We start from the raw sequence: 16979 nt of genomic DNA, 5'->3' as shown, positions 1-16979 counted from the left end.
GCTCTCGAGCATTCAGAATAAGATGGGGGCTATTTACCGTTAACAATGAGCAAGTGCAACATCTGCTTAACGCCTTATTGGGACATAAACACACCAAATTGACGCGGCTAGAGCCAGTCAATTGATTATCTGGAGGCCAGACCGCCATCTATGAGCTGAATATCATTGCTGAAAATGTGATAACCAATAAAAAACGGCCCAAATTGAGCCGTTTTAAATTGATGTAAAATCTCATTTTAAAGTTCGCGAGACGCCAACAAATCCACACCATCGCGGCGATATACATCGTCACGGAACTGCACGACGCCATCAGCTGATGACCATGCGGTGAAATATGTGAAATATACTGGCACGGGCTGTTCAACCTGAATTGGCATGCTTTCACCAGAATCGATACCGGATTCAATCGCTTGACGATCCCAACCTGGAGTGTCTTTAAGCAACCAAGCAGATAATTCACGAACGTTTTGAACACGTACACAACCCGATGATTCAAAGCGAAGCAATTTGCCAAACACAGATTGCTGCGGCGTATCATGCATATAAACTGCATGTGGGTTGTGGAAGTTGATCTTGGTCGAAGACATCGCGTTAATTTTGCCTGGATCCTGACGGAACATAAGCTTAGGTGCTTCTGCAGCATTCCAATCAACAGTTTCAGGCGCTACTTCCTGGCCTTTACCGTCGAACAGACGAATTGCATTGCGCTTAAGATATGTTGGGTCCTTACGCATAAGTGGCATGATATCTTTTTCGATAATTGAGCGCGGCGCAGTCCAATATGGGTTTAAAATCACTTCGTGGATTTTGGAATTCAAGATTGGTGTCTGACGGTCAATTTTACCCACAATTGCAGTGTGGCGCAGCTCAACGCGACCATTTGCAACAGCTTCAATTTGCGCAGCTGGAATATTGACCATGACATAACGATCGCCCAGATAGCCAGACATTGAGCGCAAGCGCACAAGGTTTGTCTCGATCTGTGTTAGGCGAACTTGTGCCGATACATTGATAGCGGCGTAGCTAAACTTACCCAAAACACCATCCGCTGGCATGCCGTGACGCGCTTGGAAACGCTTCACTGCGCCTTGAACATAGGTGTCAAAACTATCTGAAATGCCTGCAGAGCGCGGCAAATCACCTGAAATCATTAAGCGCTCACGCAATTTACGCACATCACTTGAGACCATGCCTAAACGCAAACGCTTGTTGGCTGGAACAACCGGCCAACCACCATTGGCTACAATGTTCTGATATTCAATTTGTGCAATTTCTAAATTACGAAGCGTTTGCTCTGAAATAATAGGGAAATTGGCAACTGTTTCGCTTACTGTACGCGATGCTTGCGCATCAAATTGGTCATCCCAATTACCACGACCAGGAGCGCGAATAATTTGTTCAATTGTTGACTGAGCAAAGGAAGGCGCAGTTAAACCTGCGATCAAACTTGTTGCAGCAGCGCCTTTTAAGATAGCACGACGTGCTATGCGAGATTGAGTTTTTTCAGAATTTTTATTCAGTTTTTTCATCTCTTCACCAATTGTCAAATACGACATTACAGTTACAAATGCCGATACTAACCAGCACGAACAATTTAAAGCTTTTGCCCACAATCAGCAAGAGTATTTGGGTCAAGCGCTGATCAAACTCGCGTGATCGAAATTTATCGATTAGCTTATGATCCCAAAATTCACACCAATGTGGCTGTATCAAGGCAGCTTGCCTTAATCCACTTACTAGTATGTATGACAATAATGGTGAATATAATGTGAAAACCACCACCAAATATGCTTTTGGCAGTGGTTTAGCTAAACTGTGATAGGGATTTCCTATCAAACTTTATTATGGATTGGGCGACATTACCGCCAAATTACATTGCCCAATTTACAGGCGATACATGATCTGGTCATTCCAGAATCGGTCAAGACGCTGCATCAATTTATTCATTGTTGAGAAATCATCTTCACCAATTCCGCCGACCTGTTCGATTGATTGGATGTGACGATCATACAATTGTGCAACAACGCTTGCGATCTCTGTGCCTTTATCCGTTAGCGAAATACGAACTGAACGACGATCAACGCGTGATTTTGTGTGGTTGATAAAACCAAGATCAACAAGTTTCTTCAGGTTATATGATACGTTTGAACCCAAATAGTAACCGCGGCTGCGCAATTCGCCAGCTGTGAGCTCTGCATTACCGATGTTAAAGAGCAATAGAGCCTGAACAGCGTTGATGTCAGCGCGTCCAGAGCGTTCGAATTCGTCTTTTACAACGTCTAGAAGACGACGGTGCAAGCGCTCTACAAGTTGCAGGGCTTCAAGATATTGTACACGCAGACCATTTTCCTGATCTGTGTTGTCTGATGATTGGTTATGAACCAAGATTGGTTGTTGTTGTGCCATTTTAGTTTGCCTCACTGTTTTAATGTGACGGTTTGTTTTGTTTTTTTCCGTCTTGGGGCAAATCTATCGAATGTATCGAAAATTTTACTTAATTTGTGTGCTTAACAAAATCTTACTGTGAGACAAGGTAAATTAATCATTACTCGCGGTAAGGGAAAATGACCGATGGGTATTACACCCCCTCCTGCTGCAAACGCTTTCTTTCTTTTAAATGGAATACAGTTTGAAACACTAAGAACATTAATACCACAGCACCACTGAAAATTAGATTAAGCGGATCTGGACCATACCATTGCGGTAGTACAGCATGCATCATGTATTGAATAAAGGTCACCAGCAACCAGCCCCACAATCCAAACGCGGTTTGAAACCAAACGCCCAATGCTGTTAGTGGTAACAAGAGTGCAAGCGTGGTGGCAGCAAGACGCCAATGCAGTGGTGCAATATCAAATCGCAGCGCACCGTTGTCGGTTATTCCCATCAACATGGCCCAATATTTTACTGTTCCAGCGACACAGGCCAGAGCCACAATGGATAAAAAGACATTATATAAAAGATGAATACCTTCAGAAGCGTCACTGCTCTTTTGCGCCATTTGCTCAAGCGAGATGCTATTATTGTCCACCATTTACGCGATCCAAGGTTTGGTAAAAGTCTTATATTTATGGTCAGGTTTTATACAGGAGCATCAAAAAAGGCGCAACAAAGTGTCTCAATCTATATAAAATTAGTTGTCTTACTTGACCTTTTTTACAAAGAATGGCCAAACCATTGCGCAAAATTACTGTAATTGGATGAAATTAATGTCTGACATGAGCCGCAAAATTGATGATGTAACAGGACACAGACGCATGCGCCGTTATCGCGGCAGCGCATGGATGCGTAATATGGTGCGTGAAACACATCTCACGCCGTCGGACTTTATTTGGCCAATCTTTTTAATTGAAGGTGAGAATAAACGCGAAGCTGTGGACGCAATGCCTGGTGTTGAGCGCATGAGCATTGACCTTGCCGTCAAGGCTGCAAAAGAAGCTGCACAACTTGGCATTCCTGCAATCGCAACCTTTCCAAACATTGATTATGCAAAGCGGGATAAAACAGGCACTGAAATCCTGAACCCTGACAATTTGATCAATCAAGCTACGCGCGCAATTAAAGCAGCAGTGCCTGAAATCGGCATTATAACTGATGTCGCGCTCGATCCATTTACCTCAGATGGACATGACGGTATTTTTGAAAATGGCGAAATCGTCAATGATAAAACTGTTGAAGTACTTGCCAAAGCTGCCGTTTTACAGGCGCAAGCTGGTGCTGATATCATCGCGCCATCTGAAATGATGGATGGACGAATTGGCGTGATCCGTCGCGCGCTGGATGATGCAGGTTTTCAATCTGTTGCGATCATGTCATACGCGGCCAAATTCGTGTCTGCTTTTTACGGTCCCTATCGCGAAGCCATTGGTACAAGCGATTTTCTAAAAGGCGATAAAAACAGCTACTTCTTAAATCCAGCTAACCCCAATGAAGCCATGCGTGATGTTGCGCTCGATGTAGAAGAAGGCGCAGATATGGTTATGGTAAAACCTGGATTGGCGTATTTGGATATGTGTCTGCGCGTGAAGGAAGAATTCAGCCTACCGACATTTGCATATCAAGTTTCTGGTGAATATGCGATGATCAAAGCGGCTGACCAAAATGGCTGGATTGATGGTGAGCGGGCCATGCTGGAGAGCCTAATGGCATTCAAACGCGCCGGTTGCGATGGTATTTTGACATATTTTGCTCCTGAAGCTGCAAAACTTCTGCAAAAGGGATGATGATAGGACCTTAAGCTCCATCCGGCTTAATCACACCTCACATTATCTCCATATTCAATTCACATTGGCTGCAAACTCGCTCGCTAGAAAAGAATGATAGAAGCAGGTTTAGATAAAACCATGGGTTTATCGCTCTCGTCTAAGCGTATCTTTTTTAAATCTGCTTCATCACCAAAGTAGAAGGATTGAGGATGTTTAAAAGCAACGCGGGACAGTTTTTTACCCTAATCGTCACAGGCCTTACGATGATTGCCTTTAACGCAAAGGCAGATGAAGGCGTTCACACACATCAATTGATAGAGCATTTCCTAGCAGATGCGCTTACGCAGGCGCCAACGATTGTTGATTGTACGTTATCAGATGGGAGCCAAAGCCAATGTTATTCATTTACAATAAATGCCCAACCCGTTGGATTTGAAATTGGTCCATGGTGCCCAACTTCTATTGAAGATGGTCCAGACAAAGGTGGTATTTGGATTAAGGACGGTGAAGTCGTCGATGTTGATGGCAAGTTTATCCAATCCCTACCGAAGATCTATAACGATGATAACTGGCAATTATATAATGCAGAAACAGGCAAAGTTCGTGTAACGGATACTCAAGTCGCATGCGAAGCGGCCGCAAGACCTGATGTTGCGGAAGAATATCAAAACTACTGTGTTGAATGCTCTATCTCTTATATTCCTGAAGGACAAACATCTGAATTGGTAATCCCAATGGATCCGGTCAAACGTTCAAATGTTGAGCCGCGTATTGCCCGCGGACTGCCTGCAGGAATTTCCTTCAATGGATTAAGGCTTGACCAATCTGCCCCAGTGGAGGCGATATTATCTGCCTATACAATAGCTGCTTTTGATGATTGTGGCGGACATGTTAATCCCCATGTTGGCTATCACACGCATATCATAACCGATTGCCAAGCCGGTGTTCAAAGCATTGAGGGTGAACCTTCAATTATCGGCATTGCAATGGACGGCTACCCTATTTTACAACCATTATCGGAAACTGAAGCAAAAACAGCTGAACTTGACGCATGTAATGGTCATGAAACTGAAGGGCTTGGCTATCATTACCATGCGGGCGCACCTGCCTCGAACCAGATTTTACCGTGCCATAGCGGTCTAACGGTACAGTCAAACCGCCGGCCTTAGCTTAATTCCTTAGAAAAACGATGGGAGAGATCTCGTCTCCCATCGCATCTCAACATTCACATCATATATTTTGAATTACTCTGTTTTATTCGCATCACAAACAGGTACCGTCTGACCAATGTTTTTGCCATTTGCTTCCTTCACAAGGTCGGCATTGACCACAAAGGGAACATAACTTTTCGTTTCGCTGGATTTTAAATAAATCGAGACCGGTAGTGTTTTAACCGGCTCATCGTCCAGTCTGCAAGCATTCGCGCCAATGTTAAATGATCCCTCCCACAATTTCGACGGGCGATTCTCAATGGTAAATTTCCGAATTTCATTGAACCTTTTGATATCATTGGGACGGATACGATAAGCAATAATCTGACGCCCTGGTTCTTTGATTTTCGCCAACAATATTTTATCTGCAGAACTTAATGAAGTTGTGAGTGCAAAAGTCTCCTTTTTCGTTTGTGAGCCATCTTTTTTCCGCAATTCTAGGGTCATAACAACCCCTTTCGGTTGAATACGATATTCATGTGGTAACACGACAGCGACGCTCAATTGATTTACGTCGGTAGTCGCTGGATCAAAATTCCGCAGCTTGACCATACTGGATATCGGGGTATGCCCGCAGGCACTCAAAAAGCCCATCACCATACCTAATGCGAGAAATTTCGCGAAACGACGATTAATTTTATACACAATTAAACTCCATATTGACTTAATATATTTCATGTATTAATTATTGTAAAACAATAATAAATCAACATTTAATTTTAAAAGGTGTAAAATGTCACTCGAGCAAAAAACATCGTTATCCTATAGCCGCATAAAGAATTTAGCACGCTACGCATGTGTTTTTTCAACCTTGGGTATTATTATTTCAATTGGAACGATCGGTTATTACACGCTCCTTATGTTTATCGACACCCAGGCCGTTGATAGCGCCATTCGCGAAGAGTTCGTGGCTGCAGGACGCACGATCACCATTAATGGCGTGAGCCGCTCTCTCGCCTTTATGTTTGAGATTACACCGATGCTGATCGGGGTTTATATTTTCACCCAAGCGGTTCAGCTTTTCAGAGAATATATGAGTGGACGGGTTTTCACATTTGAAGCGGCTGGCAAGCTCAATAAAATTGGCTGGGCTGTTGCTGCGCTTGCACCTGTTGGTATTGTGTTTGAAACATTGGCTGTTCTAGCACTGACAATTTATAACCCTCCAGGGCAGAAGCAATTATCCATCGGCATTTCAGAAACAGAAGTATACGCGGTTATTTTGGGTTTATTGCTTGTAACACTTGCAAAAATCTTGCATGAGGCAGCTAATATTTCTGAAGAAAATCAAGCGATTATATAATTATGTCTATCATCGTCACACTCGATATTATGCTGGCAAAGCGGAAGATGCGTTCGAAAGAATTATCTGAACTTGTCGGCATCACAGAACAAAATATTTCGTTGCTAAAGTCGGGAAAAGTTAAGGGCATTCGCTTTGATACTTTAGAAAAAATTTGCCAGGTTTTGGACTGCCAACCAGCGGATATATTGAGCTATGAAGCTGATGACGGCTCTTGAAAAATGTAAAAACCATCCCAGTTATTAGATATGAGACACATAATAGAGGCTAAAAATGGCAAGTTTTGAAAAGATGGATCCGAATGACGCATTTAACAGCGCAGATTTCCGTCATACGCACACAATAGATGATCGGCTTGATGATCCTGCTTATTACGATGGTGTGCGAACAAAGCGTATTTTGGCATTTATCGTTGATTATATCATGGTTGCGATCCTGCACATTCCGGTCGCCATCATTGTGTTTTTTCTCGGCATTATCACTTTAAGTCTGGGATGGCTGTTATTTGCCATTATCACGCCAGCCATTGCCCTCATTTATGTGGGCTCGACAATGGGTGGGCCTGATCAAGCGACACCGGGGATGAAAATGATGGGCATCCGGATCGCGCGTCTTGATGGTGGTCGTGTAGATTTCATGACAGCTATTGTTCACGGCGTCATATTCTGGGCGGCGAATATCGTCACGTCCGGCTTTATTTTGCTCATTAGTTTATTTACCGATCGCAAACGTTTGGTGCAGGATTTATTGCTCGGCACTGTGATCCTGCGCTCAGATTTAAACGATGAATATGAAGTTGATATCAAAATCTCCAAGCGGAAATAAACCAGTATTGCCAGCCGTTGTTTGATTGATTAAGTTAGTGGCACCGATAAACATTGAATTTGATAGCTTTTTGATCAATCGAGCGAATGACGAGACACAATAGTCAATCTCCCCAATTCTTTCTGACGGCACCAACGCCGTGCCCCTATCTCAATGATCGCGAGGAGCGCAAGATCTTCACGCATTTGGCGGGGGAAAAAGCAACCGAATTAAATGATATTCTCACACAAGGTGGCTTCCGGCGTTCTCAAAATATTGCATACCGCCCTGCTTGCGAAATGTGTAAAGCATGCGTTTCAGTTCGCATTTTAGCGGATGAATTTGTATGGACTAAATCCATGAAGCGCGTCTTAGCACGCAACAAAGATATTATTTCAGTTGATCATCAGGCTGAACCTTCAAGTGAACAATATTCGATGTTTCGCGCTTATCTAGACGACCGACATTTAGATGGCGGCATGTCAGAAATGTCAGTACTTGATTATGCGATGATGATTGAGGACACGCATGTCGATACGCGGGTAATCGAATACCGTTTGAGAGAAGATGGCGATGGTGTTCAAGAGTACCCAAAAGGTAAACTTATTGGCGCGGCTCTGACTGACAAAATGTCCGATGGCCTATCCATGGTCTATTCATTTTTTGAGCCTGACTATACATCGCGCTCATTGGGCACATATATGGTTTTAGACCATGTTAGGCGAACGATCGATGCAGGTCTTCCGCATGTTTACCTTGGATATTGGGTCGATGGCTCACCTAAAATGGCATATAAAACCCGCTTTCAGCCGCAAGAACATTTAGGTGCAAGTGGTTGGGAGCGTTATTCAGATTAGCCATATTTTTTATGATCACAGACTGATCAAGATATCTAAGACTAAAGCACAACACCCTTACGACGTGATGGCGCTTCAAATCCCTTTGTGACCCCCTCACCGCTTTCTGCTATTTCTGCAAACTTGGATATTTCATCTGCTAATTCTTGATAATCGGTGAGGCCTTTTTTGAGCTGAGAAGAGATCTCATCTTCCCCTGCTCCGATCATTAAACCGAGCGGCATGCCACGGTTTACATTGTCGCCGCCCGCATTGACATTTAAAAGCAAGCTTTTCTCAAAATCATAATCTTCATGGGCAGCGATAAAGAACATCATCGGCAGACCTTGCTCGATATAACAAACGGTACCGATCTCTTTGCGCAGGACCGCCTGCTCACCCATCCCCACAAGCTTATCAAGATCCATCGGGTCACATTCAAGCTCCATATGATAAGCCCACATTTGATCGTCCGGAATATTCCCCGGGCCCTTATGCGCACGATACTGCGCAAACAAATCCTCACCGCGAATACCCGCCATATGTACCTGTTTTGCTGCTTTACGAAATGCTGAGGCGGTATCGCTTTTGCCCTCGATCAATTCAAACAATAAAGGCAAACATATAGCCAACCCCGAAGCAACAGTCTCCGACCGATGCGTAAGTGCTTGATGTTCAAGTGCCATACCCACGGCTTGATAAGGATTTTGCGACAATAGCGATAAAACCATGGGTCTGATCATGCCGCCATGCGAACCGATGGACCAATTATCACGCTGCATCTGTGCGCAAGCATGGATCGGATCTCCGTTACAGTAATTTTCAAACCAACGCCTTAAAAACACTTCCGTATAGGGATCTTGGTTTTGGTCCGGTGTGGTCATGTAAGAGACAAAATCATCTAGAAATGCCCCTGCCTCATAACCACCTTTTTTATTGATGGATCTGATCAGAACACGCGCTAAATGTGCGTTCAGAGTATTGTCACCTGCGTTTAACCCGTGATGGTAATGATAACGCTCATCTTCTGCGGCTACTTTATTGCCATGCTCACCCTCGCGATCATTGCGCTCAATGGTGAAATCTTCCCATGATGTTTGATAGAAGCGGCTATGCTTATGCAAAATATCATAAGGTCGATGAAGATCTGCGGCTTTTTGTACATCAGGCTTATAGGACATACCGACCATGAAGGCTTCGGGATGCGGGTGTAACGGCGCTTCATAAGTCTTCACCCCGCCATTGAAATCTTTGATGATGTTTTCGCGCGCATAATACCAGTGCGCAGGCATGGCCAAGCTATCGGCGATGAACAATCCCCAAAGTGCATTTTCAATTCTTTGACGTCTTTGTTCTCGACTGCTCATAAGCTTTTCCTGTTAAACCAAATACTCAAAACACTTTGACGGCGTTTAGTTTGCATCCTCGTATTTGGAAATAAGGGATTTCGCGACTTTGATGTTGTTTTGGTTTCGCTCGTAAAATTCAGGGAAAATATTTTCGAAATAGTCAGACTGCGTCGCCAATTCACTGGCGGCGATAGCTTCTTCGAGCATGGACTTGTCTTTGAAGGCTGATCCAAGTTCCACCAATCCATTTCCAATGAAGTATTGTACTTGCGCCCAAACATTAGGATTGTTGTCTTTTGTAATGACTTCCAACACACTTTTGTGGGATTTTATGGACTTCTCAAGCCAAAATGTTCCACCCTGTCGTTGATGAAGCGTTGTATAGATGTCACCCAATTGAAATTGAAGACCAGCCCAACTTACCGGGTCTGCATCTTTGGTATACACATTCATAGCTGCTTGGAACGCATCTTCAGCCTCGGTCAAACGCGTTGCATTTGAAACTTTTCCAGAAATCGACAGATATGTATCAGAATTTGTATAAACCTGCCCGAGAGCGCGTTGCGCGGTTGCCCATTCCTTCGGGTTTTTGTCCTGGTCTAAAACTTTCAGCGCATTGGTAAAGGCAACAATCGCATTGTTATATAATTGCGCGCCCTCTTCCGGTTTGTTTTGGTTATATTTGCCATAGGCCAACGAACGGTAGGCTTCGCCCAAGCGCGAATTACTTTGTGCCCAAACCATGGGAGAATTATCAGCATCCAGCACTTTCACAGCAGTTTCAAAGGTATCGATTGCCTCTAACAATGGTGTGTCCTGGCGCGTCGCCCAAGCGATTTCCAAAAGCGCATTGGCTTTCGCTGATAAGACTTCTCCTTGCACCGCGGCAGACAAACTTGGCTGCGCTAAAGCCTCATCGTAAAGTTTGGTTGTTTGTTCAATTTGCCCCTTTTTGAGCGCGGCCATCGCTTCGTCCGCTAGTTTGAGTGCAGCGTCATCGCTTGCCAAGGCGGATGAAGTCAAAAGCGCAATTGAAAATGCTGCAATAATAGTTTTTTTGAGACTTATACGAAGGGACATTTCATGACTTTCTTATTGTTATCTAAATAAAATTTCCGTCGAACTTAGGCAAAACGTTAAAACAAAACAAGTTTCGGCGGATCAAACTATTGTTAACTTGATATACGCTCACAATTGTTGGATGGTTCGTGATCAAACAATCACACGATGGGTAAGTTATGACATTTCCAGCGATTACGGCACTGCTTTGTGTTTTCTTATGCTTTTTTACGCTCAAGATGATCATCGACATTGTGAAGATAAGACAGCGTGAGAAAGTCGAGCTTCAAACCGGCGATAGTGATGCGCTTACTCGGGCCGTGCGAGTGCACGGAAATATGGTGGAAACCGCGCCGATGTTTTTGATTATGCTGGGATTGCTTGAATTAGGTGGCGGGCATGTAATTGCTGTTTCCGTGTTTGCCGCAATATTCGCGATCTCCCGTATCATGCACCCAATTGGTTTGTCGGGTAAGAAAGGCACTTTTAAATACCGTACCCGCGGCATGGTGCTGACACTCACTGCATATATCTTCACCGGCGTATATCTCGCGGTTATCGCTTTGATGAGTTTCTGACTCTATTGATGCTTATATACGAATCATATATAAAATATATATGTATCATATAAATAGGGATTTACACGAATGGGCATCGTCAAAATTAGCGAAGAACAGCATGAGGACATCCGAAAGGCCAGCACTGTTATGTGCCGATCAATTAATGCTCAGGCTGAATACTGGATGAAGGTTGGTATGTTGGCAGAAGCTAACCCAACGCTTTCTTTCAATGATATTATCAAAATGCAACTAGCATCCGCAGAAGTCGATATTCCTCAAATTAACGCTGCTTAAGATGGTCAAGACACCTGAAGAACTATCGCTTTTAAGGGTCTCTGGAAAGTTGTTGGCGCGCGTTTTTGAGATGCTAGATGCGCAGCAACTTGAGGGGCAAACAACCCTTAAGATCAACAATTTCGTGGATGATTTCATCACACATCAGCTTTCAGCACGACCAGCCAGTAAAGGCCAATATGGATTTGAATTCTCACTGCATTGTTCTGCCAATAATGTCGTATGCCATGGTGTTCCTAATGCACATGATGTGATCTGTAATGGCGATATTATCAATTTTGATATCACCTTGGAAAAAGATGGATACATCGCAGATTCCAGCAAAACCTATGTCATAGGTGATGCTTCCGCCTCCGCAAAACGGCTTGTGCGTATTGCCAATGCAGCCATGTGGCAGGGGATAAAACAAGTTCGCGCTGGCGCATATCTGGGCGATATTGGTTTTGCCATTGAAAAATATGCCAAAAACAAAGGTTGTTCAGTTGTGAGAGAATATTGCGGCCATGGGATTGGCCAAAAAATGCACGAAGATCCTCAAATCCTAAATTTTGGCAAACCAAATACTGGCTTGCGACTCCGAGAAGGCATGGTGTTTACAGTCGAACCAATGATCAATCAGGGTTCTCGGCGCGTTGTGACGGAAGATGATGGCTGGACAGTTACAACAAAAGACAAAAAACTGTCAGCTCAGTTTGAACACACAGTTGCTGTCACCCGTAGCGGAGCGGAAGTTCTAACTTTACGACAGGGTGAAATCACGCCCTAACCCGAGAACTTACCCGATCTTGGGAAGCCTTTTGGCACCATCCGTCCGGCTTGGGCTCTATCGCCCATCCATTCTATCAGCTCGTCTTTCATGCGTGTATACGAACGACCGGCGCTGTCTTCCCATGTCAGACCTTCTTCCATCAAGAAGCATCTGACATCGGCCACGCCGCCATCTTTATAACGTTGCAAACGAACGCCTTTACCACGCGCCATTTCAGGCAATTGATCGAGCGGGAATATCAGCATTTTACGGTTTTTACCCACAACTGCTAAGTAGTCGCCACGCACCTCGACGCATAATTGCGCTTCATCAGGCATCTTAACATTCATGACCTGTTTGCCCTTACGGGTGTTAGCAACAAGATCGGTTTCTTTAACGATAAAGCCATTGCCGATATTAGATGCAAGCAAGAGTTTGCGCTCAGGCTGATGCACAAAAGCGGTGAGCACATCCTGATCATTATCCATATCGACCATGATACGAAGCGGTTCGCCATGACCACGACCACCTGGGAATTTATCTGCGCCTAACGTATAGGCTTTACCACCCGTCGTCATGATCAAGATTTTGTCTGTCGTAAAGGCACTGAAGGCAAGCTTGAGCTTATCGCCGTCTTTAAAGGTTAGGCTTGAATAATCGGACATATGCCCTTTCATCGCCCGCACCCAACCTTTTTGAGACAGCACAACGGTGATTGGTTCTTTTTCAATCATCGCCTCGTAAATTGCGCTATCATCGATATCAATTGATTTTCCAAAATCGGTACGACGCGCGCCAAGTTCGGTATCTTTACCGTAGGTTTTTCTAACTTCACGGATTTGCCATGAAATGGCCTGCCATTGCTTTTCTTCAGATCCAAGCAGCTCTTCAATTTCGGCTTTTTCAGCCTCAAGCGCATCAAACTCTTTGCGAATTTCAAACTCTTCAAGTTTGCGCAATGAACGCAAGCGCATATTGAGGATAGATTCAGCCTGAAGATCGGTAAGGCTGAAACGCTCCATCATCACAGCTTTTGGATGATCTTCCTCACGGATAATTTTAATCACTTCGTCGATATTTAGATAGGCGACAAGCAAACCACCCAAAATTTCCAAACGGCGAATAATTGCTGCCAAGCGGTGGCGAGAACGGCGCTGCAGGACATCGCGGCGGTGATCAACCCACTCAAGCAGCACCTCGCGCAAGGACATAACCTTTGGCACTTTGCCCTGGCTCAAGACGTTCATATTAAGCGAAATACGGCTTTCAAGCTCGGTGAGCTTGAACATCGATTCCATCAATATCTCTGGATCGACAGATCTGTTTTTTGGCGTTAATACAACGCGAATATCTTCTGCAGATTCGTCCTGAATATCGTCCAAAAGTGGAAGTTTTTTAGCGATCAAAAGCTCGGCAATCTTCTCAATCAAACGAGATTTTTGAACTTGATATGGAATTTCGGTGACAACAATCTGGTAACCACCACGACCAGTCTCTTCCTTTTCCCACTTCGCACGAACTCGGAAGCCACCACGACCTGTTTTATAGGCGTTTACAATGGTTTCTTTATCTTCAATGATCGTGCCGCCCGTTGGCAAATCCGGCCCTTGCACAAACTCCACAAGCTTTTCAATGCCAGCATTGCGGAACTTGATGAGATGTAGCGCTGCGTCGCAAAGCTCGGCCGCATTGTGCGGTGGAATAGACGTTGCCATGCCCACGGCGATACCGGATGATCCATTGGCAAGCAGATTTGGAAAAGCACCGGGCAGAACTGTCGGCTCTTCGTTTTCCTCATCATAGGTCGTGCGGAAATCAACAGCATCTTCGTTAATGCCTTCAAGCAGCAATTCAGCAACTGGTGTCATTTTGGATTCTGTATAACGCATCGCAGCGGGGTTATCGCCGTCGACGTTACCAAAGTTTCCTTGGCCGTTGACCAACGGATAACGAACGGCAAAGTCCTGCGCCAAACGTACTAAAGCATCATAAATCGCCTGGTCACCATGCGGGTGGAAATTACCCATCACTTCACCGACGATTTTCGCGCATTTCTTAAATGACGAATTGGATTTAAGGCCCATATCGTTCATTGCATGAACAATACGGCGGTGCACTGGTTTCATACCATCACGCGCGTCAGGCAATGCCCGGTGCATGATGGTCGACAGCGCGTATGCCAAATAGCGCTCTTCGAGCGCAGCCTTTAAATCAACACTTTGAATGTCATCTGATCCGCCTGAAGGCGGTGTAATCTCTTTTCCCATAGATTCCACCTACCCTATGGCTTGATTCGGGGCAAGCAATTGAGGTGCGTTACACCCAACAAAGCTGGGGTTTTATAGGGTTTTTCTATATTTTTTCTTAACTGCGTGACAAAAGCAACTTAAAGCCAGCAAATGTGAAAAATGTTCCCAATATGGCCTGCAAGGGCCGTCTTGCTTTTGTGTAGGTTTTGACCATCACATTGGTTGAAAATGCAATGGCATATAGTTGGTGTAAGACAAACGACAACACAAAAACGCCTCCGCCAAATAACAACATAACGGATACCGGCGCGCCATCTTTAAAAGCGACAGACATCATTGCCACCCAAAAAATTGCTGCTTTAGCATTTGTCATTTGCACAGTAAAACCACGCCAAAAATACTTAAAATGTGTGGCATTCCCTTTGAGCGGCTTCATGCTCATGTCTTGATCATTTGTCGCTGATAAGAATGATTTATAGGCCAGCCATAACAGATATAAACCACCGATTATCTTCACAAGCGTGAACGCCCATGCGTGAGTGGCAATAACTGCGGTAAGCCCTGCAATTGACAATAGTGCCCAGCCGAATGAGCCAACCGCAGTTCCAAAGGCGAGCGCCATCCCAGCGGATCTTCCTGTGCTCATTGAGGTGCCGATAATGGTCAGAATATTTGGCCCTGGTGAAAGCATGGCGACCAAAAAGATGCCATATCCTACGATGAAGCCTGGCAAATAAATCTGTAAATCTTGCATAACAAACCCCTCAATTTGTTCCTATTATGTTCTTTTAACAAAACAAGTCAAGTTGGATGCACCAGAAGATTAGAAGCTTTGATTGATATCTTATTCAAAGTCTTTGCCCTACTTTAACCAAAATGATCGAAGTAACTTGAGAATGTTACAATTCGCACATAAATTGTGAAGCAAATCAATTCGCCATGGAGCATTTAATGTCATTTAATTTTTCAAAACGCGCACTTCTTGCAAGCTCAATTCTGTTGGGGAGTGCTATTCCTTCCTTGGCGTTGGATGCAGACGCGTTTTCTGCACAGCTGATTAAAACATTCGCAAAATCGGGTTCGGTTATGGAAGTGGGCTCTGCGAGTTTGGATGGCTCGACGATAACATTGTCATCAGCATCATTTAAAGCACCACAAGGCAGTGTACCTATTGGTGATATTGTCTTTACCGGGGTAAGTGAAATCGGTGACGGTGGTTACAAAGCTGAAACTGCATCCATTGCAGATATCGATGCCACGTCAGACGGTGCTAGAATCCAACTTGGTGGCATTGAAATCTCAAACCTAACTATCCCAGCTGGCGAAGAGATGACGGAACTAATGGACATGTTCTTATATGAGCGTTTTAAAACAGGTCCAATGAGTGTAACCGTTGAAAATGTGGATGTATTCAAATTTTCAGGATCTGATTTTAATCTCGATATCAGCGATACATCAAGTATGGAATTTACGGGGACGGTTGATGGAATTGCCATCGATCTCGCGCTGGTTAAAGAACCCAAAGCCAGACAAACGCTTGAAAGCATGGGCTATAGCGTTCTAACAGGTGATTTGAAAATGGATGGAGCGTGGGACGTTGAAAGCGGCCGGATCAACATGCCAGAAATGGCGCTCACTTTAAATGATGTGGGTCGATTAAACACGTCACTAGATATTTCCGGCTACACAATGGAATTTTTGCAGGAGCTTCAAACATTGCAAAGCGAAATGGTTGGCAAGGCAAATGATCCAAAAGCCCAGCAAGCAATGGGTCTTGCAACCATGGGGCTCATGCAACAGCTGACATTTAACTCACTGGCATTGCGCTTTGATGATGCATCACTCACCGGCAAAATGCTGGAATTTGCTGGTAAGCAACAGGGCATTTCCGCCGAACAAATGGCGCAAGCTGCAAAGGGTTTATTGCCATTTGCGCTAGGTCGCTTAGGTATTCCTGCTCTACAGCAGCAGATTACAACAGCAGCTTCGGCTTTCTTGGATAACCCGCAAAATATCGAGATTAAAGCAGCACCGGAAGCACCTGTTCCCTTTGGACAAATTGCAGGCTCTGCAATGGGTGACCCACGTACTTTGGCCGAGCTGTTAAATGTACAAGTGACCGCAAACCAGTAATTCATGCATTCTCTCTTTAAAACCCGCCACACGACATGGCGGGTTTTTTTGTTGGCTATAAAACACATTAAAAACATGCGAAAAACCAGTTCGATGTAACGGTGCAACACATTTCATGCCAAGCGAGTTAAAACCTGAGAGCTCGCTAATTTGTGATGCAATTCATGTTTTCATTGTTGTATCTGAAGCGTATGACATTAAAATCGATAAAAATTTGCATAATTGATT

Annotated in this window: 18 protein-coding genes; 10 read left to right on the top strand and 8 right to left on the bottom strand. The window is 44.3% G+C overall.

Going from position 1 to position 16979, the window contains the following annotated elements:
• Positions 1-236: 236 nt before the first annotated feature.
• The 3 genes from ACZ1GZ_RS08410 to ACZ1GZ_RS08400 form a co-directional block, all read right to left on the bottom strand.
• A complete protein-coding gene (locus ACZ1GZ_RS08410) occupies positions 237-1529 on the bottom strand; it encodes a L,D-transpeptidase family protein (RefSeq protein ID WP_472668263.1) in 1293 nt (430 codons plus the stop codon).
• Positions 1530-1884: 355 nt separating this feature from the next.
• Complete coding sequence (gene ldtR, locus ACZ1GZ_RS08405) at positions 1885-2406, bottom strand: transcriptional regulator LdtR (RefSeq protein ID WP_472668054.1); 522 nt, start codon at positions 2404-2406, stop codon at positions 1885-1887.
• 172 nt (positions 2407-2578) lie between these two features.
• Positions 2579-3034: a DUF6163 family protein gene (locus ACZ1GZ_RS08400; protein WP_472668053.1), complete on the bottom strand. Its 456-nt coding sequence runs from the start codon at positions 3032-3034 to the stop codon at positions 2579-2581.
• Positions 3035-3209: 175 nt separating this feature from the next.
• Between ACZ1GZ_RS08400 and hemB the strand changes: the two genes are divergently transcribed.
• On the top strand, positions 3210-4223 hold the full coding sequence (hemB, locus tag ACZ1GZ_RS08395) for a porphobilinogen synthase (protein ID WP_472668052.1): 1014 nt from the start codon (positions 3210-3212) through the stop codon (positions 4221-4223).
• Positions 4224-4414: 191 nt separating this feature from the next.
• Entirely contained in the window at positions 4415-5374 is a 960-nt protein-coding gene (locus ACZ1GZ_RS08390; RefSeq protein WP_472668051.1) for a YHYH protein, read from the top strand.
• 75 nt (positions 5375-5449) lie between these two features.
• Here the strand turns inward: ACZ1GZ_RS08390 and ACZ1GZ_RS08385 are convergent, their stop codons facing one another.
• On the bottom strand, positions 5450-6061 hold the full coding sequence (locus ACZ1GZ_RS08385; protein ID WP_472668050.1) for a hypothetical protein: 612 nt from the start codon (positions 6059-6061) through the stop codon (positions 5450-5452).
• A gap of 88 nt (positions 6062-6149) precedes the next feature.
• Here ACZ1GZ_RS08385 and ACZ1GZ_RS08380 point away from each other — a divergent pair, with 88 nt between their 5' ends.
• The 4 genes from ACZ1GZ_RS08380 (at position 6150) to ACZ1GZ_RS08365 (ending at position 8380) form a co-directional block, all read left to right on the top strand.
• Positions 6150-6719, top strand: a complete 570-nt coding sequence (locus tag ACZ1GZ_RS08380) for a DUF2975 domain-containing protein (protein ID WP_472668049.1) — start codon at positions 6150-6152, stop codon at positions 6717-6719.
• Positions 6720-6721: 2 nt separating this feature from the next.
• Positions 6722-6937, top strand: coding sequence for a helix-turn-helix domain-containing protein (locus ACZ1GZ_RS08375; RefSeq protein ID WP_472668048.1), 216 nt, complete (start codon positions 6722-6724; stop codon positions 6935-6937).
• 73 nt (positions 6938-7010) lie between these two features.
• On the top strand, positions 7011-7544 hold the full coding sequence (locus ACZ1GZ_RS08370; protein ID WP_472668262.1) for an RDD family protein: 534 nt from the start codon (positions 7011-7013) through the stop codon (positions 7542-7544).
• 86 nt (positions 7545-7630) lie between these two features.
• Positions 7631-8380, top strand: a complete 750-nt coding sequence (locus ACZ1GZ_RS08365) for an arginyltransferase (protein ID WP_472668047.1) — start codon at positions 7631-7633, stop codon at positions 8378-8380.
• Between the two features lie 41 nt (positions 8381-8421).
• Here ACZ1GZ_RS08365 and ACZ1GZ_RS08360 read toward each other — a convergent pair whose 3' ends face one another.
• Positions 8422-9726, bottom strand: a complete 1305-nt coding sequence (locus ACZ1GZ_RS08360) for an ADP-ribosylglycohydrolase family protein (protein ID WP_472668046.1) — start codon at positions 9724-9726, stop codon at positions 8422-8424.
• A gap of 45 nt (positions 9727-9771) precedes the next feature.
• Positions 9772-10788, bottom strand: coding sequence for a hypothetical protein (locus tag ACZ1GZ_RS08355; RefSeq protein ID WP_472668045.1), 1017 nt, complete (start codon positions 10786-10788; stop codon positions 9772-9774).
• Positions 10789-10946: 158 nt separating this feature from the next.
• Here ACZ1GZ_RS08355 and ACZ1GZ_RS08350 point away from each other — a divergent pair, with 158 nt between their 5' ends.
• From ACZ1GZ_RS08350 to map, 3 genes are all read left to right on the top strand, one after another.
• On the top strand, positions 10947-11345 hold the full coding sequence (locus ACZ1GZ_RS08350) for an MAPEG family protein (RefSeq protein WP_472668044.1): 399 nt from the start codon (positions 10947-10949) through the stop codon (positions 11343-11345).
• A 69-nt stretch (positions 11346-11414) separates the two neighbouring features.
• The gene (locus tag ACZ1GZ_RS08345; protein ID WP_472668043.1) at positions 11415-11621 is read left to right on the top strand and encodes a ParD-like family protein; all 207 of its coding nucleotides are present in this window, start codon (positions 11415-11417) and stop codon (positions 11619-11621) included.
• A 1-nt stretch (position 11622) separates the two neighbouring features.
• The gene (gene map, locus ACZ1GZ_RS08340) at positions 11623-12387 is read left to right on the top strand and encodes a type I methionyl aminopeptidase (RefSeq protein WP_472668042.1); all 765 of its coding nucleotides are present in this window, start codon (positions 11623-11625) and stop codon (positions 12385-12387) included.
• On the opposite strand, the gene parC is transcribed toward map, so the two are convergent.
• Both parC and ACZ1GZ_RS08330 read right to left on the bottom strand, forming a co-directional pair.
• Complete coding sequence (gene parC / locus ACZ1GZ_RS08335; protein WP_472668041.1) at positions 12384-14636, bottom strand: DNA topoisomerase IV subunit A; 2253 nt, start codon at positions 14634-14636, stop codon at positions 12384-12386. The genes map and parC overlap by 4 nt on opposite strands.
• Before the next feature lie 97 nt (positions 14637-14733).
• A complete protein-coding gene (locus ACZ1GZ_RS08330; protein WP_472668040.1) occupies positions 14734-15372 on the bottom strand; it encodes a LysE family translocator in 639 nt (212 codons plus the stop codon).
• 197 nt (positions 15373-15569) lie between these two features.
• On the opposite strand from ACZ1GZ_RS08330, the gene ACZ1GZ_RS08325 reads away from it, so the two are divergent.
• Complete coding sequence (locus ACZ1GZ_RS08325; RefSeq protein WP_472668039.1) at positions 15570-16751, top strand: hypothetical protein; 1182 nt, start codon at positions 15570-15572, stop codon at positions 16749-16751.
• Positions 16752-16979: the final 228 nt, after the last annotated feature.

The sequence above is a fragment of the Lentilitoribacter sp. JB5-8 genome (assembly GCF_055693385.1).
Note: the sequence above shows the minus strand (reverse complement) of the source record. Positions and strands in the feature narration are given on the sequence as shown.